Origin of the sequence: Streptomyces sp. NPDC005728, assembly GCF_040630895.1 — a bacterium.
Taxonomy (GTDB): domain Bacteria; phylum Actinomycetota; class Actinomycetes; order Streptomycetales; family Streptomycetaceae; genus Streptomyces.
Map to the genome: position 1 here is coordinate 149,361 of NZ_JBEXYL010000003.1, position 21,513 is coordinate 170,873.

The following is a 21,513-nucleotide window of genomic DNA, read 5'->3' on the forward strand; positions in this document are numbered from 1 at the left end:
GAGATGTCCGGGTCGGCTGATGTCACCGGTGCCAAGAGGAGACCCCGTGGACTTTGAATTCACCTCCGAGGACGAGGTGTTCCGTACCGAAGCGCGCGCCTGGCTGGCCGCGCACGCCAACCCCTCTGCAAACCGGCGGACTTGGGAACGCACCCTCGGTGCGGCCGGCTGGATCGGGATCGGCTGGCCGGAGTCCGGGTACGGCAACCGGACCGCCGGTCTCACCCAGCAGGTCGCCTGGGCCGAGGAGTACGCGCGGTCGGCCGCGCCGGCGCGGTCCGGGCACATCGGGGAGAACCTTCTGGCCCCCACCCTCATCGCCCATGGCACCGAGGAGCAGAAGAGCCGCTTCCTGCCGCCCGTCGCGGCCGGCGAGGAGCTGTGGTGTCAGGGGTACAGCGAACCGGGTGCGGGGTCCGACCTGGCCGGGGTGCGTACGGCGGCGGTGCGCGAGGGGGAGTACTACCGGATCACCGGTCAGAAGATCTGGACGTCCCTCGCCCACGAGGCCGACTGGTGCTTCGTGCTGGCCCGGACGGATCCCGGGTCCCGCCGCCACCACGGACTCAGCTTCCTGCTCGTCCCCATGGACCAGCCGGGGCGGATCGAGGTCCGGCCGATCCGGCAGATGACCGGCACGAGCGACTTCAACGAGGTCTTCTTCGACGGGGCACGCGCGCGCGTGGAGCACCTCGTCGGGGGAGAGGGGCAGGGCTGGCGGGTGGCGATGAGCCTGCTGGGCTTCGAGCGTGGGGTGTCGACGCTGGCCCAACAGATCGGGTTCGCCGAGGAGTTGGGGCGGATCGTGCGGACGGCCGTGCGCACCGGCGCCGCCGACGACCCGGTCGTGCGGGCCCGGCTCGTGCGGCAGTGGGCCGAGTTGCGCACCATGCGCTGGAACGCCCTGCGCACGCTCGGCGGCTCGGGCGACGCGGGCGCGCCCAGCGTGGCCAAGCTGCTGTGGGCGAACTGGCACCAGCGGCTGGGTGAACTGGCCGTCCAGGTCCGGGGCGGGGCGGCGTCCGCGGGACCCGTGGACTGGTCGCCGTCGGCACCGTACGAGATCGACCCCGACCAGCACCTGTTCCTCTTCTCCCGGGCCGACACCGTCTACGGCGGCTCGGACCAGGTCCAGCGCACGATCATCGCCGAGCGGGTGCTCGGTCTGCCGAAGGAGCCGAAGGGGGCCGTGTGATGCGTGGTGTGGTGTTCGACGGCAAGCAGGTCCAGGTGGTGGACGACCTGGAGGTGAGGGACCCGGGGCCCGGTGAGGTGCTGGTGGCGATCTCGGCGGCCGGGCTGTGCCACAGCGACCTGTCGGTGGTGGACGGCACCATCCCGTTCCCGGTCCCGGTGGTGCTCGGCCACGAGGGAGCCGGAGTGGTGGAGGCGGTCGGCGCGGGCGTCACGCATGTCGCCCCCGGCGACCACGTGGCCCTGTCCACGCTCGCCAACTGCGGCACGTGCCCGGAGTGCGACCGGGGGCGGCCGACCATGTGCCGCCGGGCGATCGGGCGGCCGGGGAAACCGTTCACGCGGGGCGACCGGCTCGTACACCAGTTCGCCTCCAACTCGGCGTTCGCGGAACGTACGGTCGTCAAGGCCGTGCAGGCGGTGCGGATCCCGAAGGACATCCCGCTGCCGTCGGCCGCGCTGATCGGCTGCGGGGTGCTGACCGGAGTGGGGGCCGTGCTCAACCGGGCCCGGGTGGACCGCGGGGACAGCGTGGTCGTCATCGGCACGGGCGGTATCGGCCTGAACGTCATCCAGGGCGCGCGGATCGCGGGCGCGCTCAGGATCGTGGCGGTGGACGCCAACCCGGCCAAGGAGGGGGTGGCGCGGCAGTTCGGCGCGACGGACTTCCTGACCTCCACGGAGGGCGTGCGGGACATCCTGCCGAACGGCGCCGACCACGCCTTCGAGTGTGTGGGCCGGGTCGAGCTGATCCGCCAGGCCGTCGACCTCCTCGACCGCCACGGCCAGGCGGTCCTGCTCGGGGTCCCCGCGGCGACGGCCGAGGCGTCCTTCCTGGTCTCCTCCATGTACCTGGACAAGTCCATCCTCGGCTGCCGCTACGGCTCCTCCCGCCCCCAGCGGGACATCCCCTTGTACGCCGAGCTGTACCGCCAGGGCCGGCTGCTCCTGGACGAGTTGGTGACGGCGACCTATCCGGTGGAGGACTTCGAGAAGGCACGGGCGGACGCGGAGGCGGGGCGGGTGGCGCGGGGGGTGCTGACGTTCTGATCGCGGATCACCGGGGCTGTCCACAGGCAGGGTCGTCCGTGTTGTCCACAGGCCCGGGAAAATGCGTCGGCGGTTGTCGGCGGCGGCCCCTACCGTCATCGCATGACCTACCGCGACGTCGCCTCGAAGCAGGTGCTGACCTGGGCCTGTGTGTCCGTCGGTGCCCGCATGCCGGTGGCCATGGCCCCGCTGGCCCTGGTCTTCCTGGTCCGAGGGCGCCCGGGCGGCTATCCCCTGGGTGCCGCCCTTGCCGCGGTGTACGTGATCGGCGAGATCCTCGGCGCCCCGGTCCTCGGCATGCGTATGCACCCCCGCCGGGCCCGCCCGCACCTGGCCGCCGGTCTCGCCGCCGGTGCCGTCGGCTTCGCGGGCCTCGGCACACTGTCCGGCGCCGGCCCCGTGATACTCGCGGCGTTCGCGTTCCTCGCCGGTGCCGCTCCCGCGGCGGCTGCCGGAGGGCTGCGGGCCCTGCTCACCTCGCTGGTCCCCGCCCACGCGGCCGCGCAGGCCCTGTCGGCGGAGTCGATGCTGACGGCGGGCGTCTGGGGGGTCGCCCCGGCCGCGGTCACCGGCCTCGCCCTGGGCGTCGCCCCGGGCCTGCCGCTGCTGCTCGCGGCCGTCCTGATGGCCTCCTCGGCCGTGGGCTTGTGGCTGCTGCCGCAGGGTTGGCAGTCGGAGGGGCGGACCGAGGGGACGTCACAGCTCCGGGTGCTGGCGGGTGCCTGGCCTGCGTACGTCACCGGGGCCGCGAGCCTGTGCCTGCTCGGCCTCGCCGAACTGGTCCTGCCCGCCCTCCTGGAACAGCGCGGCATCGGCGTCGGCTGGTCGGGACCGCTGCTCCTCGGCATGGCGGTGGCCTCGGGCGTGGGCGCGTTCCTGTACGGGCTGCGTACCTGGCCGGGGCGACTGGCCACGCGCAGTGTGCTGTTGCTGTGCGGCATGTCGGCGGTCGTGGCCCTGGTGGCGCTGATACCGGATCTGGCGGGCATCGCCGCCGGGCTGGCGGTGGCGGGCCTGTTCCAGTCGGCGGCGATGCTCACCCGCAACCTGTCGCTGCGCGAGACCCTCCCGCCCGGCGCGCTGGCAGCCGGTTACTCGGTCATGTACGCGGCCGCGGGCGCCGGTTACGCGGCCACGGGTTCCCTGGCGGGCGCCCTGCTGAAGCTTGCGGCACCCTCGACGGCGATCCTGGCGGGGGCGGGGCTGACGGTGACCTTGGCGGGGGCGGGCTGGTGGGGGGAGACACGGAGGGCGCGGTCCGCCCGCAGCGCGGAAGCCGTGGCGGCCGACGGGCGCGACCCGAGCCGGATACCCACGGTGCCGTGACAGCGCGGAGGGCCCTCACCGCCGGCCCCGCGCCCCGCCCTACCGCTTGCCGGCTCCGGCGACCGCTGTGCGGAACGTCCGTCGATAGGCCGTCGGGGTCACCCCGAGGGACTGCTGCAGGTGCTGGCGCATCGACTGGGCCGTGCCGAAGCCGGCGTCGCGGGCCACCTGGTCGACCGACAGGTCGGTGGACTCCAGGAGGTGGCGGGCGCGTTCGACGCGTTGCTGGGTGAGCCACTGGCCGGGGCTGATGCCGACCTCCTCGCGGAAGCGGCGGGTGAAGGTGCGGACCGACATGGCCTCCTGCTCGGCCATGTCCCGCAGCTGGATCGGCTCGTGCAGGCGGCCGAGGGCCCAGGCGCGGGCCGCGGTGGTCGTGGCGAGCTGGGGGTCGGGGACGGGGCGGTGGATGTACTGGGCCTGGCCGCCGTCGCGGTGGGGCGGGACGACCGTGCGGCGGGCCACCTCGTTGGCGACGGCCGTGCCGTGGTCGCGGCGCACCATGTGCAGGCACAGGTCGATCCCGGCGGCCACCCCGGCCGAGGTCAGCACGTCCCCGTCGTCGATGAACAGCACGTCCGCGTCCACCCTGACCCGCGGGAACATCCGCTGGAAGCGGTCGGCGTCCGCCCAGTGCGTGGTCGCCGGGCGGCCGTCCAGGCGGCCCGCGGCGGCGAGGACGTAGACGCCCGTGCAGATGGAGGCGAGGCGGGTGCCGGGGCGGATGCGGGCGAACGCGGCGGACAGCTCGTCGGTCAGCCTGCCCTCCTCGTAGACCGGGCCGAGTTCGTACGACGCCGGGACGATCACCGTGTCGGCCGTCTCCAGGGCCTCCGGGCCGTGCGTGACGTGCACCGCGAAGTCGGCGTCCGTCTCGACCGGGCCGGGCGGCCGGACCGAGCAGGTCACGACCTCGTACAGATAGCGGCCCTCGGCGTCCCGCGGGCGGCCGAAGATGCGGTGCGGGATGCCCAGCTCGAAGGGGAGCAGGCCGTCCAGCGCGAGGACGGCGATCCGGTGCGGGCGGAAGTCCTGGCCGACAGTCATGGCCCGATCCTAACGAATGCTGGCCTTTGGGCCACTCGATGGACGGGGCCGGAAACAGGACTCTCTATGACGTGACTCAGACAAGTGAAGCCGCCGCCCGGGTCCAGGGCCCGCCCGTCCGGCGCCGCCGCGTGCACCGCGCCTGGTTCGTCGCCGCCGTCACCTTCGTCACGATCATCGGCGCGGCCGCCTTCCGCTCCCTGCCCGGTCTGCTGATGGACCCCCTGCACGAGGATTTCGGCTGGTCGCGGGGCACGATCGGCGCGGCTGTCTCCATCAACCTCGCGCTCTACGGGCTCACCGCGCCCTTCGCCGCCGCGCTGATGGACCGCTTCGGCATCCGCAAGGTGGTCGCCGTCGCGCTGACGGTGATAGCGATCGGCTCCGGTCTGACCGTGTGGATGACGGCGGCCTGGCAGCTGCTGCTGTGCTGGGGACTGCTCGTCGGTCTCGGCTCCGGCTCCATGGCCCTCGCCTTCGCCGCCACGGTCACCAACCGGTGGTTCACCGAGCGGCGCGGGCTGGTCAGCGGCATCCTCACGGCCGCCTCCGCGTCCGGCCAGCTGATCTTCCTGCCGCTGCTGTCCTGGATGGTCGAGACGTACGACTGGCGTCCGGCCGCCGTGACGGTCGCCCTCGCCGCGCTCGCCGTCGTCCCGTTCGTGTGGCTCCTGCTGCGCGACCATCCGGCCGACGTGGGCCTGATGCCGTACGGCGCGCAGGAGTTCGTACCGAAGCCGGCACCGGTCACCGGGGCCGCCCGCCGCACGCTCACGATCCTCGCGCGGGCCGTGCGCACCGGCCCGTTCTGGCTGCTCGCCGGCACCTTCGCGATCTGCGGTGCCTCCACCAACGGCCTGATCCAGACCCACTTCGTGCCCGCCGCCCACGACCACGGCATGCCCGTCACGGCGGCGGCCTCGCTGCTGGCGGTCATCGGCGTGTTCGACGTCGTCGGCACGATCGCCTCCGGCTGGTTCACCGACCGCTTCGAACCGCGCCGCCTGCTCGCCGTCTACTACGCCCTGCGCGGCGTCTCGCTCCTCTTCCTGCCCATGCTGCTGGGACCGTCCGTCCACCCGCCGATGGTCTTCTTCATCGTCTTCTACGGCCTCGACTGGGTCGCCACCGTCCCGCCCACCCTGGCCCTGTGCCGGGAGCAGTACGGCGAGGACAGCGCCATCGTCTTCGGCTGGGTGCTCGCCTCCCACCAGGTCGGCGCGGCCCTCGTCGCCTTCCTCGGCGGTGTCGCCCGCGACGTCTTCGGCTCCTACAACATGGTCTGGTACACCTCCGGCACCCTGTGCGCGGTGGCGGCCCTGATGGCCCTGGTGATCAGGCGGAGCCAGGCTCCCGTGGCCGCACTGTCCTGACGCGGGGTTCAGCTCTCGACCAGCCGGGCGAACCGCCCCCGGTGGAAGATCAGCGGCTCGCCCCGCTCGGCGGCGCCGAGGGCGTCCACCCGACCCACCACGATGAGGTGGTCGCCCCCGGTGTGCACGGCGTGGACCGTGCAGTCGATCCAGGCGGCGGCGCCGGTGAGGCGTGGTGAGCCGGAGACGGGCGCGGCGTCGTACGCCACCCCCGCGAACTTGTCCGCGCCGCTCACCGCGAAGGACCGGCACAGCTCGCCCTGGCCGGCGGCCAGCACGTTGACGCAGAAGGCACCCGTGCGGGCGATGCGCGGCCAGGTGGTCGACGTGCGGCCCACCATGAAGCAGACCAGGGGCGGGTCGAGGGAGAGGGAGGAGAAGGACTGGCAGGCGAAGCCGGCGGGAGACTCCTCGTCCTCCTCGGCGGCGGGCGCGGTGATCACGGTCACCCCCGTCGCGAAGGCGCCCAGCACGCTCCGGAACGCCGCCTGGTCCACCGGCGTCCGCTCGTCCTCCCGGACGCACCGCAACTCCGGGCGCGGCAACGCCTCCATGGGCCCCGGCAGCGGGGCCGACCTGAGGTACCGGACGGCGGCGGCCGCCGCCCCTGCGTGTCCCATCACACCCCCATTGAAGCTGACGGGGTGTCAGATGGGAAGGGGGAGGAGAATGGCCGAAAGTGTCCCCGTACGCTGCGCCCATGGGGTGGGGAAAGACGCGTGGAACGCTACGGAGTGCCGGGCTGACCTGGGCACCCGAGGATCTGAGCGCGGCGACGGCCCTCGGGGGCGCCCAGCTGCCGGCGGCCGGACTGCTGTGGTGGATCTACGAGGCTGCTGTCCAGGACGACTACGGGGCCGGGCTGGGCGGGGCTCTCGGTGCGCTGTGCCTCCTCCTCTTCGCACCGCTGCTGCTGCCGATCCTCGGCGTGCTGTCGGCGTTCGTGCTGACCCTGCCCTCGGTGGTGCTCGCGCGGCTCGCGGGCCGGCGCCTGCCCGGCCCGGGGCCGGTCTGGCACGGGGTGGCCCCGGTCGTGCCTGCCCTCTTCTGGGGCGGACTGACCGGCGTGCTCTTCGGGTGGCCGCTCGGCACCACGGTCCCCGTCCTGGCCGCCCTCGGACTGCTGCCCACCCTCTGGGTCGGCCTCGCCCGCAGGCGCGACTGGCGGCAGTGGGGTGTCTGGTGGCGGGCGGCGCTCGGCTCGGTCGCCCTGTTCGTCCTGGCCTTCGGTGGCGGGTTCCTCGCCACCGAGGCGGGCCTGATCCAGGAGTACGAGCCCCCGCAGCTGACCGCCGGCCAGTTGGCCGGGGTCTGGCGGGGCGAGAGCGGAGCCGAGCTGCGGCTGCGCTCCGACGGAAGCGCCGAGGCCGTCGGGCTGCCGTCCCAACCTCCCTTCGACGACGACCACTTCCGTGACTACGTCGTGTGCGGAGGCGCCGGCACCTGGGAGCCGGACGACGACTCGGGCAACACGGGGCGCGACGGAGTCCTGCTCAAGCTCGACGGCCGCTGCGGCGAGGACACCCACTGGTCGATCGGCGGCAGTGGGACCTCCCCCGAGCTGTTCGTGCTCTTCGGCGACCCGGACGGGGGCTCGCTGCGCATCCTCAAGCAGGCCCGCGGCTGAGCCTCACCGCCCCCGGAACTCCGCCTCCCTGCGCTCCACGAACGCCCGCAGCCCCTCCCGGGCGTCCTCGGTCGTCATGTTGATCTCCTGAGCGGCCGCCTCGGCGGCGAAGGCGGCGGCCCGGTCGCCGTCGAGGGAGGCGTTCACCAGCTGTTTGGTGAGGGCGAGGGCACGGGTCGGACCGGCGGCCAGCCGGGTCGCCCACTCGCGGGCGGTCTTCTCCAACTCGCCGTCCGGGACCACCCGGTTGACCAGCCCCAGGCGTTCCGCCTCCGCCGCCGGCACCGCGTCCCCGAAGAACATCAGCTCCTTGGCCCGCTGCGGCCCCACCAGCCGGGGCAGCAGATGGGCACCGCCGCCGTCCGGTACGAGTCCGCGCCGCACGAACACCTCGATGAACCGGGCCGACTCGGCCGCCAGCACCAGGTCGCAGGCGAGCGCGAGATGCGCACCGAGCCCGGCGGCCGTGCCGTTCACGGCCGCGAGCACCGGCTTCTCGCAGTCCAGTACCGCGGAGACGAGCCGCTGGGCGCCGAGGCGGAGGGTGCGGGCCACGTCCCCCGGGATGCGTTCCCCGCCGCCCGCACCGCCCCGCAGATCCGCGCCCGCGCAGAACCCGCGCCCGGTCCCGGTGAGGACGACGGCCCGTACGTCCGGGTCCTGCGACGCCTCGGCCAGCAGTGCGATCAGGACGTCCCGCTGCGCGGGCGTGAGGGCGTTGAGGGCCTCGGGCCGGTTCAGGGTGACGTAGGAGACGTGGTCGCGGACCTCGTGCAGTACCGACTCGCTCATCGGCACACCACCAGCGCGTCCAGCGCCACCGCGCCCTGCCCGCGGGGCAGCACCAGCAGCGGGTTGATGTCCAGCTCGGCTATCTGCTCGCCCAGTTCGAGGGCCATGCGCTGGACCCGCAGCACGACCTCCACGAGCGCGTCGACGTCGGCCGGCGGCCGTCCCCGGACGCCGTCCAGCAGGGCCCGTCCGCGCAGTTCGGCGAGCATGTCCCGGGCCTGCTCCTCGCCGAACGGCGGCACCCGTACGGCGGCGTCGCGCAGCACCTCCACCAGGACCCCGCCGAGCCCGACCGTCACGGTCGGCCCGAACAGCTCGTCGTGCGTCACCCCGACGACCATCTCCACGCCCTGCTCGACCATCTGGCACACCAGGACACCGTCCAGCGAGACGCCCTCGTAGCGGGCGATGTCGGTCAGCTCGCGGTAGGCGTCCCGGACCTGGCTGGCCGAGGTGAGACCGATCTTCACCAGACCCAGTTCCGTCTTGTGGGCGATCTGTGCGCCGGACGCCTTCATCACCACCGGGTAGCCGACCTGCCCGGCCGCGCGGACGGCCGCCGCGGCGCTGGTGACCAGCTGCTCGCGCGGCACCCGGATGCCGTAGGCGCGCAGTAGCTGCTTGGCCGCGTGCTCGCTGAGTTGCTGCCCGGGCCGCATCAGGGCGTCGGCCTTGCGGAAGGAGGGGGAGGGGGTGCGGGGGGCCTCGTCGAAGGGGGAGCGGTAGTCGCTCACGAAGTGGTGGTGGCCGAGCCAGGCGCGGACGGCGGTGAGGCAGTTGCCGACGGTCCGGAAGGTGGCCACGCGGGAGGAGCCGAGCAGGACCTCCCGGTACGCCGGCTCGGTGCCGACCGGTGATCCCCACACCACGCACACCAGCTTGTCCGTCTCCTCGGCGGCATCGACCAGGTCGCGTACGAGTCTGTCGCTGAGCGGCGGGAAGGGGCCGGTCACCGGGCAGATCAGCACCCCGACCTCCGGATCGGCGAGGATCGTGTCGATGATCTTCCGGCCGCGCCAGTCGCCCACCGGGTGCCCGCCGTTGTCCACCGGGTTGGCCACGCTCAGGTACTCCGGGATCCACTGGTGCAGCTCGGCCTGCCGACTTTCCGGCAGCGTCGGCAGCCGCAGTCCGAGCCCGGCGGCCAGGTCGGCGACATGCGCACCCGTGCCGCCGGAGATGGAGTAGACGACGACCCCGTCCGCGTGCGGAGCCCGTGCCCGGGCCAGCAGAGCCGCCGTGTCCTGGAGTTCGTCCAGGCCGTCGACGCGGATCACGCCGTACTGCCGCATGGCCGCGTCCACCACGTCGTCGGCGCCGGTGAGCTTGCCGGTGTGCGAGGCGGCCGTACGCGCCCCCGCTTCCGTCCGGCCCACCTTCACCGCGACCACCGGCACCTTGCGGCGGGCGGCGCGGTCGGCGGCCAGCAGGAAGGCGCGGCCGTCCTTGAGCCCCTCGACGTAGCAGGCGATGGCGCCGACCTCGGGCCGCTCGGCGAAGTAGGAGATGAAGTCGGCGGTCTCCAGGTCCGCCTCGTTGCCGGTGGGCGCCCAGTGCGAGAGCCGGATGCCCAGCTCCTGCAGGGCGAAGACGGGTCGGCCCTGGTGTCCCGACTGGGTGATGAGTGCGATCGCCGGACCCGCCAGGTCCTCCCGGAACCGCTCGAAGGCGTTCAGGTTGGTGTTCGGGCCGAGCATCCGCAGCCCCGACCGGCGCACGGCGTCCGCGAGCCGCCTCTGCGCCTCGGCCCCGGCCTCCCCGGTCTCCGCGAACCCGGAGGCGAAGGCGACGGCGAACTTCACCTTCGCCTCGGCCAGTTGCTCCACGACGGGGAGCGGGTCCGCCACCAGCAGCACGGCCAGATCGACCTGCTCGGGCAGGTCGGCGACCGAGGCGGAGCACGGGATGCCGAAGACCGAGGGCCGGGTCGGATGCACGGGATGCACCCGCGCCCCCACCCGCTCGGCCCAGCCCAGCAGTTGTCGTGTGATCCCGGTGTTCGGCCGCCCCTCGGTGTCCGAGGCGCCGATCACGGCGACCGACTCTGGCCGGAAGAACCGCGCCAGATCCGGGACGTCCGAGTACAGCGGGCGCCCGCTGACATCGCGATCGTCCGCTTCGTCCGCCCGTCCGTGGACGGCGGGTCCGGGCCGCTGCTCACCGCAGGCGAGGACCCGGGCCCGGCGGGAGTCGGTGGTGAGGGTGCCGTGGGTTGATCCAAGCATCGTTCCGCCCGCTCCTGTGTGACAGCCATAACTGACGCACTGTCAGATTACTGAACTGACACAGCGTCAGGAACGGGTCGGAACGGCAAAGTTGCGGACGGCTATGCCCGTCTCTTCGTCAGCGCCCTGGCGATCTTCTCGGCGTCGATCGCCAGCTCCCGGAACATCCCGCTGATGGGGTTGGTGAATCCGGTGAAGTACAGGCCGGGGGAGTTCCCCGGAGTACGGGCCCCGTGCACCACAGGCTTACCCCGCCCGTCGAGCACGTCCAGATGCCCGACCAGCCCTTCCAGCGCCCGGGCGTAGCCCGTGGCCGCGATCACGGCGTCCGGCGAGATCCGGCTCCCGTCGGCGAGGACCACCTTCCCGTCCTCGAACCCCTCGACGGCGGCCACGATCTCCACCTTCCCCTTCCGTACGGCGTCGACGAGGCCGACGTCCTGCAGGGGGATGGCACCCTCCCGCACCCTGCTGTACAGCCCGGTGTCCGGGCGCGGCAGCCCGTGGGCGGACAGGTCGGGCATGCTGATCTTCGCCAGTGGCCGCGCAAGCCGGTCGACGAGCCGCACGGGCAGCCGTCGTACCAGCACGCCCGTGTACTGGGCGGCCCACCCGGCGGTCGAGCGGCGCAGGATGTGCGGCGCGGTGCGCACCGCCAGCCGCACCCGCGCGGCCCCGCCCTCCACCAGGTCGACGGCGATCTCGGCACCGGTGTTGCCGATGCCGACGACGAGCACGTCCCGGCCCGCGTAGGGCTGGGGGTTCCGGTACTCGCCGGCGTGCCGGAACTCTCCGCCGTAGCCGTCCAGGCCCGGCCATGCGGGCACGCGCGGGGTGTGGTTGTAGCCGGTGGCGACGACCACCGCGCTGCCGGTCAGCTCCCGGCCGCCGGAGGCGTGCAGCACCCAGCCCTCGCCACCCGCGGCCCGCTCGATGCGGAAGACCTCCACACCGGTGACGATCTCCAGATCGTGGTGCTCGGCGTACTTCTCCAGGTAGCGCACCACGTTGTCCCGGGACACCCAGCGCCCGAACCTCCGCGGGATCGCCAGACCCGGCAGGGCGGACAGCCGCCGGGTGGTGTGCAGGTGGAGCCGGTCGTAGTGGCCCCGCCAGGACGCCCCCACCCGGTCGGCCTTCTCCAGGACCACGGCCCGTATGCCTCGCGCCCGCAGCGCGTACGCGGCGGCCAGGCCACCCGGACCGGCGCCGATGACGTAGACGGGGCGGTCGGTGGGGCCCGGGACGGGCTGTGCGGAGGAAGGACGGGAGACGGCCATGAGCGGGAGCGTAATCACCCACCCGGTTGATGGGTCTCGGTCAAGACCGGAATTGGTTGCGGATTGATCACGTATGTGGGAGGAGTGGGTGGGACAGGTGTCGTAGCCGCCTCGGATGTGACGAGAAGGCCGCGACGCCCGGCCCCGGTGCGCGGGGGCCCGGCGTCGCGGCGGGGCGGTGTCCGCAGCATGACGGGAGACGGACACCGCGGTCTCGGCACGGGACTCAGCCGTTCTTCCCGCCCCGGTACCCGGTGACCTCGGCGATCCACTTGACGAAGTCACCCGGGTCCGTGTTGGCGCCGTGGCCCTGGTCCCAGTAGTAGAGGTGGTTCACGTCGTCGCCGAGGTCGGCGGCCGCCGCCGCGAGGTTGGCGGACACCGTGAGCGAGGTGTCCGAGTCCTTCGCGACCGACGACGGCATGTATCCGCCGACGGAGTTCGCGAACAGGACCGGCGCGCCCGAGGCGTCCACGGTCTTGCCGTCGATCTCCACCGGCACGCTGACGTTGAGGCTCTGGTAGGTCTTGTCGACCGGGTCGGCGACATAGGTGATCGCCTTCCAGAAGTGGTACGTGACCGCGTGGTCGGTGCCGTCGGCGTCCGTGATGGTCGTGGTCAGCCTGGTGTAGCCGTCCGGGTCGAAGACCAGCGCGTCCGATGCCGGCGACGCCGGGTCGCTCGACGCCTGTGCGCTCAGGGCGATGCCGCCCACGGCCGCGACACCGGCGGTGGCGCCGATGCCCATGGCGACGGTCCTGCGCCTCACTGCCCTGTGCTTCACCTTGATGCCCTCTCGTGTCGCCGACTCCCTCGTGCGTCTGCGAACGTAATTTGTGGCCAACAAAATCGTCAACAATCTTCGGGCCATTCACAGGGCGGCCATAGCCCCGCGGCGAACGTACAGCCGATCCACTGCAGGGCCCTCGGCTTTCCATGGCATCTGACGTACCGTCAGATGCCATGGATGCGATCTGGCTCGACGGCGCGGAGTGGCTCGCGGTGCTGCGCATAGGCCTAGGCCTGTGGTGGCTGGAGAGCTGGCGTCACAAGGACAAGAAGGCCTGGTTCGAGCGCGGGGCGGGCATCGCCTGGGCGGCGGACGTGGCGGCGAAACACCGCTGGGCCCCGGTGCGGGCGGGCTTCGCGACGGTGGTGAACCCGCGGCCGAGGCTGATGGCGTACATCGTGGCGTACGCCGAACTCGCCCTGGGGCTCGGCCTGATCCTGGGCTTTCTGACCCCGGTGGCCCTGCTGGGCGGCCTGGTCCTGAACGTCCTCTACTTCGTCCTCATGATCCACGACTGGGCGGAGCAGGGGCAGAACTCGATGATGGCGCTGATCTCGCTGGCCGGCTTCTTCGGCATGGCGTGGCAGACGTGGTCGGTGGACGCGGCGCTGGGGTGGTTCTGATGGGCGCGGCACGGTACGACATCCCGGAGATCGACGGCTTCACCCGCCCCTACTGGGAGGCGGCCGCCGAGGGACGTCTCCTGATCCGCCGCTGCGGCAGTTGCGGCCGGGCCCACCACTACCCCCGCGAGTTCTGCCCGCACTGCTGGAGCGAGGAGGTGGCTTGGGAGGAGGCGAGCGGCCGTGCGACGCTCTACACCTGGTCCACGGTCCACCGCAACGACCTCCCGCCCTTCGGTGACCGCACCCCGTACGTGGCCGCGGTCGTGGATCTGGTGGAGGGCCCGCGGATGATGACGGAGCTGGTCGAGTGCGGGGAGGGCGAGCCGACGGCCGGGACGGCCCTGCGGGTGGTCTTCCGAGAGGGAAAACCGGTGTTCAGGCCGGGTGGCTGAGCGCGACCATGGCGGGATGCATCCGGACGCCTGGCAGCTGACCCACGACCTGGACGCGTTCCTGGCCCGCGCCGACGGCTTCCTGCGCTCCCGGCCGGCCCTGCACACGGTGCAGCTGACGGTGTCGGACGTGTTGCGCAGGCGGGGGCTGCATGTCTTCGGTGAGCAAGCTCCGCTCTTCGGAACGCTGGCGGACGCGGACGGCACGGTACGCGCAACCCTGTTCCACACCCCACCGCACCCCCTGAACGTCACTTCTCTCGCACCGCAGGAGGCCGAGTCGCTGGCGGTGCTCGTGGCCGGCCTGGGCCGTCCGGTCCCCGGTGTCTCGGCCGAGCGGGACACCGCAGGCGCCTTCACGGCGGCCTGGCACCGCCACACCGGTACCACGGGCAGCATCAGCAAGCGCCAACGTCTCTACCGTCTGGCCGAGTTGACCGCACCGGCACCGCAGCCGGAGGGCCGGGCGCGGGTGGCCGGGCCGGCAGACCGGGAGCTGGTGATCCGCTGGTACCGGGAGTTCAAGGACGCGGCCGGGCTCAGCGCGGTCCAGGACGCGGGCGAGTGGACCGACGCCCGCATCGCCCACGGCGGTGTCACCCTCTGGGAGACTCCCGACGGCACCCCCGTCTCCATGGCCGGGGTGACCCCGGAGACCGCAGGCCAGGTGCGGGTGGCGCCGGTGTACACCCCGGCGCACCTGCGCGGGCGTGGCTACGCGGGCGCGGCGACCGCCGAGGTGAGCCGGGTCGCCCTGGAGTCCGGGACGGAAGAGGTCCTCCTCTTCACCGACCTCGCGAACCCGACGAGCAACGGCCTGTACCAGAGGATCGGGTACCGGGGGATCGCCGACTTCGCGGTGTACGAGTTCTCACGCCCATAGCAACCCCCGGCTTCTCACGGCCATAGCAACCCCCGGCTCCACCCGAACCCGTCGCGCCGGTACTCCAGCCGTACGTGGCGTCGGTCGGCGTCGCCCTGGAAGAACTCCACCGTCTGCGGGTGCAGCCGGTACAGGGTCCAGGTCGGGGAGGGCTCCGTCGGGTTCCGGCGGGCTCGCTCCCAGGCGGCCTCCGACGTCTGCCGCAGGTCCTCCAGCGAGGAGAGGTCCTCGCTCTGCCGTCCGGTGAGGGCCGCCGCCAGCGCTCCCGTCGAGCGTGCGTGCAGGTCCGCCTGGCTCTCCTGCGACGGCGCCGACGTCACCGGACCCCGCACCCGCACCTGCCGTCCCAGCACCGGCCAGTAGAAGGCGAGGGCCGCGTACGGGTGGGCGGCCAGGGCTCGGCCCTTGCGGCTGGTGGCGTGGGTCGCGAAGGACCAGCCGTCCGCATCGGCGCCGTGCAGCATCACGATCCGCACGTCCGCGTTCCCCTCCGCGTCCGTCGTCGCGAGCGACATCGTGTGCGGCTCGGGCTGGCCGGCCTCCACCGCGTCCGCGAACCAGCTCGTGAACAGAGAAAGCGGTGTCGGGGGCGCCTTGGCCGGGTCGAAGGGGGGCAGCGTCGTCGTCCCCGCGTCCCACACCCGCAGCGACCTCAGTAGTGCGTGGAGATCAGTTCCCATTCCCTCATGCTCACCTGAATCTTGCGAGGATGCCCAGGCGTTCACCCGGGGAGGAATCGCATCTCGTGACGGTGACGCGGAGTGTCACCGTGCCCGGTCTCCTGGGGCGCGGAGCGCCCGCGATACACCGACGGAGCCCAGGAAGCGAACGCGTGTGCCTGCGTTCGCTGGCTGTGGTGACTGTGGCGTGATGAGGGCATGGGTGTACGGAGTTCGCACGTACGGTCTTGCCATGGAAGCGGGGAGGAGTGGGCGGGGCGTGGAGGGGGTGAAGTCGTGCTGGCGGTGAGGGAGCCCGAGAAGGGCGGGTGTACCCGGTACACCTACCGGCTGCGTGTGTCGTTGACCGCCGGCGCCGCGCTGCTCGCCGAGTGGGACCGCTGCCGGTGGGTGTGGAACGAATGCGTGGCCAAGTCCAAGGCCGTGCACGCGCACAACAAGGCGCACCCCGAGGACAAGCTGACGTGCGGCCCAGCCCAGCTCGACAAGATGCTGACCGGGGCCCGCGAGCGCACGCCGTGGCTGCGCGCGGGCAGTTCGGTGCCGCAGCAGCAGATCATCCGGGACTTCGGCAAGTCGCGTGCGAAGGCGCACAAGGACATCAAAGGGCGTCTGCCCCTCAAACAGCGGGCCGGGATGCCCGGGTGGAAGAAGAAGCGCGAGGCGGACCCGACGCTGAACTACACCAAGCGCGGCTTCCGTCTCAAGGACGGCCGTCTGCACCTCGCGGGCGATATTGTCCTGACCGTGGTGTGGTCGCGCGAACTGCCCGCCGAGCCGTCCAGCGTGCGCGTGTACCGCGACGGCCTCGGCCACTGGTACGCCTCCTTCGTCGTGCCCGCCGAAGTCCAGCCGCTGCCCGCCACCGGCGCGGTGATCGGGATCGACTGGGGTGTGAAGGAGACCGCGACCACCACCTCGGACGCCCACGACCTCCCGCACGCCGAACACGGCAAGGAGGCCCAGGCGAAGCTGTCGCGGTACGACCGGATGATGGCCCGCCGCAAACCCGCGAAGGGACAGGCGGCCTCGAAGGGGTACCGCGAGGCCAGGAGGCTGCGGGCGAAGGCGTGCAAGAAGGTGGCCCGGCAGCGGCAGGACACCGGCCGCAAGTGGGCCAAGCGCGTGGTGACCGACCATGACGCCATCGCCGTGGAGGACTTCCGCCCGAAGTTCCTCGCCAGGACGCCGATGGCGCGCAAGGCAGCGGACGCCGCGATCGGCGCCACGAAGAGGGCCCTGGCCGAGATGGGCCGCAAGCACGGGCGGGACGTCCGTCTCGTGCATCCCGCGCACACCACCATGGACTGCGCACGGTGCGGAGCGAGAACCAAGCACGCACTGCCGCTGTCCGAACGTACCTACACCTGCGTCGCGTGCGGAGCCGTCTCCCCCAGGGACAAGAACTCCGCGCGTGTGATGCTGATCCGGGCTGGTCTGAACCCGGCTGGTGTCGAGGGCGTAAGACCTCCTGGGGCGCTGCTCCAGGAGGCAGCCTGAGCCAGGAATCCCCTCCCAACAGGCAGGGGGAGCATTCAAACCTGGCCCAGATCCGAGGACACCCACCTCTCCGGACGCATGTGGATCACCACCTGCTCCCCGTGGTTCTTCGACGCGAAGTCGACGTAGCCGTCCACCTTCTCGGCCGGCAGGTAGCGCGCCGAGATCTCCCGCAGCTGGTCGACGGTGGCCGGAGTCGTCTCGACCACCGGGCCCTCCACCGACACGTACCTGATCGTCGGCTCCAGTCGGTCGATCATCAGCGTGAACCGGCCTGCCGCGCTGATCAGGCCGTATTTGCGGGACTCCCGCCCCGTCATGATCCACACGTCCCCGCCGGGCTCGTACCAGTACCAGATCGGCACGGCCAGTGGCGCCCGCCCCGGGCCCGAGTCCACCGCCAGCGCGGCGACGTGCGCCTCGGCCAGGAACGCCTCTCGCTCTTCGCGGGTCAACGCCATCTCGGTCTCCTCCTGCAGCTCGTCCGTGGCCGGCGACAACACCGGCCGGCACGAGCCGTCTTCCCGCGCGGTCCCCCGGCCGATCAGTTCCGGCCGAGCACCACCGTCCCGGACGAGCAGAACCAGCCCCCCGTCCCGGACACCACGCCGAGGCGCGGCACCTCCCCGTCCCGCCTGCGCACCTGCCGCTCCCCGCCCTCTCCGCGCAGCTGCCGCACCGCCTCCACCAGCAGGAACAACCCCCGCATCCCGGGGTGCTGGGCCGACAGCCCGCCCCCGTCCGTGTTCACGGGGAGTTCTCCGGACACCAGCAGCCGGCCCTTCTCCACGAACGCCCCGCCCTCGCCCTTGGCGCAGAAGCCGAGGTCCTCCAGGGTCACCAGGGTCATGTAGGTGAAGGCGTCGTAGATCTCCGCGAAGTCGATCTCGGCCGGGCGCACCCCGGCCCGTTCGAAGGCGAGCCGGCCGCTGACCGCCGCCGGGGAGACCGTGAAGTCCGGCCACTCGGACATCGTGGCGTGGGAGAGGTGCTCGCCGGTGCCGAGGATCCACACGGGGGGCGTACGGCAGTCCCGTACGTACTCGTCGGCCGCCAGCAGCACCGCCGCCCCGCCGTCCGAGCGGATGCAGCAGTGCAGCTTGGTGAAGGGGTCGGCGATCAACGGGCCCGACAGGACGTCGTCCACCGTGATCGGCTCGCGGAACATCGCCTCCGGGTTCAGGGCAGCGTTGGCCCGTGCCTGTACGGCCACCTCCGCCAACTGCTCGATCGTCGTGCCGTGTTCGATCATGTGGCGGCGGGCCGCCATCGCGTACTTGGCGATCAGGGTGTGTCCGTACGGGACCTCGAACTGGAGGGGGCCGCGCGCGCCGAAGGAGAGGTTGCCGGTCCTGCGGCCCGCCTTGATGTCGGCCCGCGCCGTCGAGCCGTAGACCAGCAGGACGGCGTTCGCGTGGCCCGCCGCTATCGCGTCCGCCGCGTGGGCCGCCATGACCTCCCAGGTCGAGCCGCCGACGGAGGTGGAGTCCACCCAGGTGGGGCGCAGGCCCAGGTACTCGGCCACCTCCACCGGGGCCAGTGTGCCGAGGCCCGCCGAGGCGAAGCCGTCCACCAGGGAGCGGTCCAGGCCCGCGTCCGCGAGGGCGCGGCGGGCGGCCTGGGCGTGCAGGGTGTACGGGGTCGTGTCGTCCACGCGGCCGCAGTCGGAGAGGGCCACCCCGGTCACGGCGACTTTCCGGTTCCCGGACTTCATGAATCTGACGGTACATCAGATCCGGCGCCTCGCGGCAGGTGTCGCACCCCTGGGCTTCGCTCCCCGCCCGCCCTAACATGACGCACCGTCAGATCAGGTCGGAGGGATCGGATCAGCCATGGACACGCGCCTCACCGCCGAGCAGGACGAGATCCGCCGCACCCTGCGCGAACTGCTGCACAAACGCTGCGGCGCCGAGGAGCTGCGCGCCGCCCTCGACAGCCCGGCCGGGTACGACCCCGCCCTGTGGTCCGCCCTCGCCGACCAGCTCGGCCTGCCCGGGCTCGCCCTCCCTGAGGCCTACGGCGGCGTCGGCTGCTCCACCACCGAACTCGCCCTCGCCTGCGAGGAGGCCGGACGGACGCTCGCCCCCTCCCCGCTGCTGGCCACCACCGTCCTCGCGGCACCGCTGGTCCTCGCCCTCGGCACCGACACCCAGCGCGCCGAGCTGCTGCCCCGCCTCGCCGCCGGCACCCGCACCGCCGCCCTGGCCGTACCCGGCCCCGCCCTCGCCACCGCCCTCGCCCTGACCGGCGGCAACGGCGGGGAGTGGGCCGGCGGGGGCCGGGCGGGGGGCGTGCAGGCCCGGCGCGGCGCGGACGGGTGGCGGCTGTACGGGCAGGTCGAGCAGGTGCTGGACGGGCACAGCGCGGGACTACTCGTCGTCGCCGCGCACACCGGGGGGTTCACACGGCCCCGGACGCTGCTGTTCCTGGTCGCGGGGGACGCCGCGGGCGTCGTACGGACCCGGCAGACCGCCCTCGACGCCACCCGGCCGCAGGGTCGGATCCAACTGCGGGACGTGGCGGCCGAGTTGCTGGGCTCCCCCGGCCAGGACGTCCTCCCCGCCCTGGCCGCGCTCGGTGACACCGCCGCCGCCGTGCTCGCCGCCGAGGCGGTGGGGGCCGCCGACCGGGCGCTGGAGCGGACCGTGGAGTACGTGGGGCAGCGGGAGCAGTTCGGCCGGGCCATCGGCTCCTTCCAGGCGGTCAAGCACCGGCTGGCGGACGTGTACGTGGCGGTGCAGGCCGCCCGCTCGGCCGCCTACTACGCCGCCTGGGCGACGGCACAGGGGGAGCAGGTCGGTGGCCTTGCGCTGGCCCAGGCGCTGGAGGCGCTGCGGTGTGCGGCCGGGGAGGCGGTCCAGCTGCACGGCGGGATCGGGTTCACCTGGGAGCACGAGGCCCACCTGTACTTCAAACGGGCGGCCGGGGACGAGCTGCTGTTCGGGCCGGTGCACCGGCTGCGGGACCGGGCCGCCGAGCAGGCCGGGCTGTTCGGGCGCGGGGAGGTGACGGTCTGATGGCCGGCATCGGCGTGCGGTTCGTGCAGAAGGTGTCCGCCACCCGCGCCTTCGCGAGGGTCGCCCCGCATGTGATCCCGGCCCTCGACCGGGCCGTCCACCGGCTCACCCGGGGGAAGGTGCTGCTCAGCGCGCAGATGCTGCCGGGGGTGATCCTCGCCTCGACCGGGGCGAGGAGTGGGCTGGCGCGCCGGACCCCGCTCGCCTGCATGCCGGAGGAGGACGGTCGCAGCTGGATCCTCGTCGGCTCCAACTTCGGCCGGACCGGCCACCCCGCATGGACCCACAACCTGCTCGCCCGTCCGGACGCCTCGATCAACTGGAAGGGCCGGGACATCCCCGTCACGGCCCGGCTGCTCGCGGGGGAGGAACGGGCCGCCGCCTGGAAGGCCCTGCTGGCGTTCTGGCCGCCGTACGCGACGTATCAGGCGCGGGTGGAGCGGGAGATCAGGGTGTTTCGGCTCCTGAGAAAGTGATCGTCAGAGCGTCGCCAGCCGTTCCACCAGCAAGAACGCGCCGATTCCGAGCATCGCCGCGCCCGAGGTGCGGGTGACCGCGCGGGCCGCTGCCGGGCGGGCCGACAGCAGGACGCGGGCCAGGGCGCCGACGCTGAGGTAGACGGCCGCACAGCACGCCATGTGCAGCAGGCCCAGCGTCGCCGTCTGCACGGATACGGGCAGGTGGGCGCCGCGGAGGGTGAGGAACTGGGGGAGCACGGAGAGGTAGAGCAGCAGGCCCTTGGGGTTCAGGCCGCTGATCGTGGCGCCCCGCAGGAAGAGGCGCCGGTCGGCGTCGGGAGCCTCGTCCGCCGCGCCCGGGATCGCCGGGCGGCGCAGCACGCCCCAGCCCAGCCACAGCAGATACCCGGCGCCCGCCACCGTGAGCGCCGTCAGCAGCCGGGGCGAGCCCGCCACCAGGACCGCGAGGCCCGCCGTCGCCAGGACCGTGTGCAGGGCGTAGCCGGAGACCAGGCCTGCCACCACGCGCGGCACCGAGCGGCCGCGCAGGGCGGTCGCGATGACGACCGCCCAGTCCGCGCCCGGCACGCACACCAGCAGCAGGTCCACGGCGAGGAAGGAGAAGAGCAGTCCTGAGTCCATGCTGGGGACATTAGGCGTGAATGGCCCGAAAGTGTTTCTGAAGTTTGCCCATGATCGCGAGATCTGAGCAATTATCTTCCTCATGGACGACGTAGACCGGAAAATCCTTGCCGAGCTGCAGCAGGACGGGCGGCTGACCGTGACCGAGCTGGCCGCCCGGGTGCGCCTCAGCGTCTCGCCCTGCCACCGGCGGCTGCGCGAGCTGGAGCGTTCCGGTGCCATCCAGGGCTACCGGGCGGTGGTCGACGCGGCCGCGCTCGGGCTGAACTTCGAGGCGCTGGTCTTCGTCTCCATGCGGCAGGAGGACCGGGAGACGGTCGCCGATTTCGAGCGGGCGGTCAGCGAGCTGGAGCACGTCCTCGACGCCCAGCGGCTGTTCGGCGAGCCCGACTATCTGCTGCGCGTGGCCACCGCCGACCTCGCCGCCTTCCAGCGGCTGTACGACGAGCGGCTCGCGACCCTGCCGGGGGTGCAGCGGCTGACCTCGACGCTGGTGATGAAGCACGTGGTGCAGGACCGGCCGCTGCCCGCGGCACGGGGGTAGTGGCCAACGGGGCTGCGGGGAGCGGCTGTTCACCCTGTGCAGCGCAGGCGCCTGTGATACACCGGGA

The 21,513-nt window shown here is 72.7% G+C and carries 22 protein-coding genes; 12 read left to right on the forward strand and 10 right to left on the reverse strand.

Annotation, left to right across the window (positions count from 1 at the left end; genetic code table 11):
* The first annotated feature begins 46 nt into the window (after nt 1-46).
* The 3 genes from ABZ471_RS03905 (at nt 47) to ABZ471_RS03915 (ending at nt 3,570) form a co-directional block, all read left to right on the forward strand.
* Complete coding sequence (locus ABZ471_RS03905) at nt 47-1,195, forward strand: acyl-CoA dehydrogenase family protein (protein WP_359062068.1); 1,149 nt, start codon at nt 47-49, stop codon at nt 1,193-1,195.
* Nucleotides 1,195-2,244, forward strand: coding sequence for a Zn-dependent alcohol dehydrogenase (locus ABZ471_RS03910; RefSeq protein ID WP_359062070.1), 1,050 nt, complete (start codon nt 1,195-1,197; stop codon nt 2,242-2,244). The genes ABZ471_RS03905 and ABZ471_RS03910 overlap by 1 nt, the downstream gene beginning before the upstream one ends.
* A gap of 102 nt (nt 2,245-2,346) precedes the next feature.
* Nucleotides 2,347-3,570, forward strand: coding sequence for an MFS transporter (locus ABZ471_RS03915; protein ID WP_359062072.1), 1,224 nt, complete (start codon nt 2,347-2,349; stop codon nt 3,568-3,570).
* Between the two features lie 39 nt (nt 3,571-3,609).
* Here the strand turns inward: ABZ471_RS03915 and ABZ471_RS03920 are convergent, their stop codons facing one another.
* On the reverse strand, nt 3,610-4,617 hold the full coding sequence (locus ABZ471_RS03920) for a helix-turn-helix domain-containing protein (protein ID WP_359062074.1): 1,008 nt from the start codon (nt 4,615-4,617) through the stop codon (nt 3,610-3,612).
* 38 nt (nt 4,618-4,655) lie between these two features.
* Between ABZ471_RS03920 and ABZ471_RS03925 the strand changes: the two genes are divergently transcribed.
* Nucleotides 4,656-5,990 carry an MFS transporter gene (locus tag ABZ471_RS03925; protein ID WP_359062076.1) on the forward strand — a complete coding sequence of 445 codons (1,335 nt, stop codon included), beginning with the start codon at nt 4,656-4,658 and terminating at the stop codon, nt 5,988-5,990.
* Nucleotides 5,991-5,998: 8 nt separating this feature from the next.
* On the opposite strand, the gene ABZ471_RS03930 is transcribed toward ABZ471_RS03925, so the two are convergent.
* Nucleotides 5,999-6,610, reverse strand: coding sequence for a flavin reductase family protein (locus ABZ471_RS03930; RefSeq protein WP_359062078.1), 612 nt, complete (start codon nt 6,608-6,610; stop codon nt 5,999-6,001).
* Nucleotides 6,611-6,690: 80 nt separating this feature from the next.
* Here ABZ471_RS03930 and ABZ471_RS03935 point away from each other — a divergent pair, with 80 nt between their 5' ends.
* A complete protein-coding gene (locus tag ABZ471_RS03935; RefSeq protein WP_359062080.1) occupies nt 6,691-7,617 on the forward strand; it encodes a hypothetical protein in 927 nt (308 codons plus the stop codon).
* A 3-nt stretch (nt 7,618-7,620) separates the two neighbouring features.
* On the opposite strand, the gene ABZ471_RS03940 is transcribed toward ABZ471_RS03935, so the two are convergent.
* The 4 genes from ABZ471_RS03940 to ABZ471_RS03955 all read right to left on the reverse strand — a co-directional run bounded on the left by ABZ471_RS03940 (nt 7,621) and on the right by ABZ471_RS03955 (nt 12,683).
* Entirely contained in the window at nt 7,621-8,409 is a 789-nt protein-coding gene (locus ABZ471_RS03940) for an enoyl-CoA hydratase-related protein (protein ID WP_359062082.1), read from the reverse strand.
* Nucleotides 8,406-10,634, reverse strand: a complete 2,229-nt coding sequence (locus ABZ471_RS03945) for an acetate--CoA ligase family protein (RefSeq protein WP_359062084.1) — start codon at nt 10,632-10,634, stop codon at nt 8,406-8,408. The genes ABZ471_RS03940 and ABZ471_RS03945 overlap by 4 nt, the downstream gene beginning before the upstream one ends.
* A 101-nt stretch (nt 10,635-10,735) precedes the next feature.
* A complete protein-coding gene (locus ABZ471_RS03950; RefSeq protein WP_359062086.1) occupies nt 10,736-11,914 on the reverse strand; it encodes an NAD(P)/FAD-dependent oxidoreductase in 1,179 nt (392 codons plus the stop codon).
* Nucleotides 11,915-12,140: 226 nt separating this feature from the next.
* Nucleotides 12,141-12,683 (reverse strand): hypothetical protein, encoded by a 543-nt coding sequence (locus ABZ471_RS03955; protein ID WP_359062088.1) that lies wholly within the window; start codon nt 12,681-12,683, stop codon nt 12,141-12,143.
* Between the two features lie 194 nt (nt 12,684-12,877).
* Here ABZ471_RS03955 and ABZ471_RS03960 point away from each other — a divergent pair, with 194 nt between their 5' ends.
* Genes ABZ471_RS03960 through ABZ471_RS03970 form a run of 3 tightly spaced genes read left to right on the forward strand, consistent with a single transcriptional unit; the run spans nt 12,878 to nt 14,605 of the window.
* Complete coding sequence (locus tag ABZ471_RS03960; RefSeq protein ID WP_359062090.1) at nt 12,878-13,327, forward strand: DoxX family membrane protein; 450 nt, start codon at nt 12,878-12,880, stop codon at nt 13,325-13,327.
* A complete protein-coding gene (locus tag ABZ471_RS03965) occupies nt 13,327-13,722 on the forward strand; it encodes a Zn-ribbon domain-containing OB-fold protein (protein ID WP_359062092.1) in 396 nt (131 codons plus the stop codon). The genes ABZ471_RS03960 and ABZ471_RS03965 overlap by 1 nt, the downstream gene beginning before the upstream one ends.
* Before the next feature lie 16 nt (nt 13,723-13,738).
* Nucleotides 13,739-14,605 (forward strand): GNAT family N-acetyltransferase, encoded by an 867-nt coding sequence (locus ABZ471_RS03970; protein ID WP_359062094.1) that lies wholly within the window; start codon nt 13,739-13,741, stop codon nt 14,603-14,605.
* 14 nt (nt 14,606-14,619) lie between these two features.
* Here the strand turns inward: ABZ471_RS03970 and ABZ471_RS03975 are convergent, their stop codons facing one another.
* A complete protein-coding gene (locus ABZ471_RS03975; protein ID WP_359062096.1) occupies nt 14,620-15,285 on the reverse strand; it encodes a pyridoxal 5'-phosphate synthase in 666 nt (221 codons plus the stop codon).
* A 276-nt stretch (nt 15,286-15,561) separates the two neighbouring features.
* On the opposite strand from ABZ471_RS03975, the gene ABZ471_RS03980 reads away from it, so the two are divergent.
* Nucleotides 15,562-16,785 (forward strand): transposase, encoded by a 1,224-nt coding sequence (locus tag ABZ471_RS03980; protein ID WP_359062098.1) that lies wholly within the window; start codon nt 15,562-15,564, stop codon nt 16,783-16,785.
* 35 nt (nt 16,786-16,820) lie between these two features.
* Here ABZ471_RS03980 and ABZ471_RS03985 read toward each other — a convergent pair whose 3' ends face one another.
* Both ABZ471_RS03985 and ABZ471_RS03990 read right to left on the reverse strand, forming a co-directional pair.
* Nucleotides 16,821-17,246 carry a pyridoxamine 5'-phosphate oxidase family protein gene (locus ABZ471_RS03985; protein WP_359062100.1) on the reverse strand — a complete coding sequence of 142 codons (426 nt, stop codon included), beginning with the start codon at nt 17,244-17,246 and terminating at the stop codon, nt 16,821-16,823.
* Between the two features lie 83 nt (nt 17,247-17,329).
* Nucleotides 17,330-18,499: an acetyl-CoA acetyltransferase gene (locus ABZ471_RS03990; protein WP_359062102.1), complete on the reverse strand. Its 1,170-nt coding sequence runs from the start codon at nt 18,497-18,499 to the stop codon at nt 17,330-17,332.
* Nucleotides 18,500-18,617: 118 nt separating this feature from the next.
* On the opposite strand from ABZ471_RS03990, the gene ABZ471_RS03995 reads away from it, so the two are divergent.
* Both ABZ471_RS03995 and ABZ471_RS04000 read left to right on the forward strand, forming a co-directional pair.
* The gene (locus ABZ471_RS03995; protein WP_359062104.1) at nt 18,618-19,802 is read left to right on the forward strand and encodes an acyl-CoA dehydrogenase family protein; all 1,185 of its coding nucleotides are present in this window, start codon (nt 18,618-18,620) and stop codon (nt 19,800-19,802) included.
* The gene (locus ABZ471_RS04000) at nt 19,802-20,278 is read left to right on the forward strand and encodes a nitroreductase/quinone reductase family protein (RefSeq protein WP_359062106.1); all 477 of its coding nucleotides are present in this window, start codon (nt 19,802-19,804) and stop codon (nt 20,276-20,278) included. The genes ABZ471_RS03995 and ABZ471_RS04000 overlap by 1 nt, the downstream gene beginning before the upstream one ends.
* 3 nt (nt 20,279-20,281) lie before the next feature.
* Here ABZ471_RS04000 and ABZ471_RS04005 read toward each other — a convergent pair whose 3' ends face one another.
* Nucleotides 20,282-20,902, reverse strand: coding sequence for a LysE family translocator (locus ABZ471_RS04005; RefSeq protein ID WP_359062108.1), 621 nt, complete (start codon nt 20,900-20,902; stop codon nt 20,282-20,284).
* A gap of 82 nt (nt 20,903-20,984) precedes the next feature.
* Here ABZ471_RS04005 and ABZ471_RS04010 point away from each other — a divergent pair, with 82 nt between their 5' ends.
* Nucleotides 20,985-21,446 (forward strand): Lrp/AsnC family transcriptional regulator, encoded by a 462-nt coding sequence (locus ABZ471_RS04010; RefSeq protein ID WP_359062110.1) that lies wholly within the window; start codon nt 20,985-20,987, stop codon nt 21,444-21,446.
* Nucleotides 21,447-21,513: the final 67 nt, after the last annotated feature.

Excerpts from the sequence above, each read along its gene's own strand:
- ABZ471_RS03910 (WP_359062070.1), top strand. The coding sequence starts at position 1,195 with ATGCGTGGTGTGGTGTTCGACGGCAAGCAGGTCCAGGTGGTGGACGAC.
- ABZ471_RS04000 (WP_359062106.1), top strand. The coding sequence starts at position 19,802 with ATGGCCGGCATCGGCGTGCGGTTCGTGCAGAAGGTGTCCGCCACCCGC.
- ABZ471_RS04010 (WP_359062110.1), top strand. The coding sequence starts at position 20,985 with ATGGACGACGTAGACCGGAAAATCCTTGCCGAGCTGCAGCAGGACGGG.
- ABZ471_RS03970 (WP_359062094.1), top strand. The coding sequence starts at position 13,739 with ATGCATCCGGACGCCTGGCAGCTGACCCACGACCTGGACGCGTTCCTG.
- ABZ471_RS03965 (WP_359062092.1), top strand. The coding sequence starts at position 13,327 with ATGGGCGCGGCACGGTACGACATCCCGGAGATCGACGGCTTCACCCGC.
- ABZ471_RS03950 (WP_359062086.1), bottom strand. The coding sequence starts at position 11,914 with ATGGCCGTCTCCCGTCCTTCCTCCGCACAGCCCGTCCCGGGCCCCACC.
- ABZ471_RS03940 (WP_359062082.1), bottom strand. The coding sequence starts at position 8,409 with ATGAGCGAGTCGGTACTGCACGAGGTCCGCGACCACGTCTCCTACGTC.
- ABZ471_RS03995 (WP_359062104.1), top strand. The coding sequence starts at position 18,618 with ATGGACACGCGCCTCACCGCCGAGCAGGACGAGATCCGCCGCACCCTG.
- ABZ471_RS03930 (WP_359062078.1), bottom strand. The coding sequence starts at position 6,610 with ATGGGACACGCAGGGGCGGCGGCCGCCGCCGTCCGGTACCTCAGGTCG.
- ABZ471_RS03915 (WP_359062072.1), top strand. The coding sequence starts at position 2,347 with ATGACCTACCGCGACGTCGCCTCGAAGCAGGTGCTGACCTGGGCCTGT.
- ABZ471_RS04005 (WP_359062108.1), bottom strand. The coding sequence starts at position 20,902 with ATGGACTCAGGACTGCTCTTCTCCTTCCTCGCCGTGGACCTGCTGCTG.
- ABZ471_RS03985 (WP_359062100.1), bottom strand. The coding sequence starts at position 17,246 with ATGGCGTTGACCCGCGAAGAGCGAGAGGCGTTCCTGGCCGAGGCGCAC.
- ABZ471_RS03975 (WP_359062096.1), bottom strand. The coding sequence starts at position 15,285 with ATGGGAACTGATCTCCACGCACTACTGAGGTCGCTGCGGGTGTGGGAC.
- ABZ471_RS03945 (WP_359062084.1), bottom strand. The coding sequence starts at position 10,634 with ATGCTTGGATCAACCCACGGCACCCTCACCACCGACTCCCGCCGGGCC.
- ABZ471_RS03990 (WP_359062102.1), bottom strand. The coding sequence starts at position 18,499 with ATGAAGTCCGGGAACCGGAAAGTCGCCGTGACCGGGGTGGCCCTCTCC.
- ABZ471_RS03925 (WP_359062076.1), top strand. The coding sequence starts at position 4,656 with ATGGACGGGGCCGGAAACAGGACTCTCTATGACGTGACTCAGACAAGT.
- ABZ471_RS03920 (WP_359062074.1), bottom strand. The coding sequence starts at position 4,617 with ATGACTGTCGGCCAGGACTTCCGCCCGCACCGGATCGCCGTCCTCGCG.
- ABZ471_RS03960 (WP_359062090.1), top strand. The coding sequence starts at position 12,878 with ATGGATGCGATCTGGCTCGACGGCGCGGAGTGGCTCGCGGTGCTGCGC.
- ABZ471_RS03935 (WP_359062080.1), top strand. The coding sequence starts at position 6,691 with ATGGGGTGGGGAAAGACGCGTGGAACGCTACGGAGTGCCGGGCTGACC.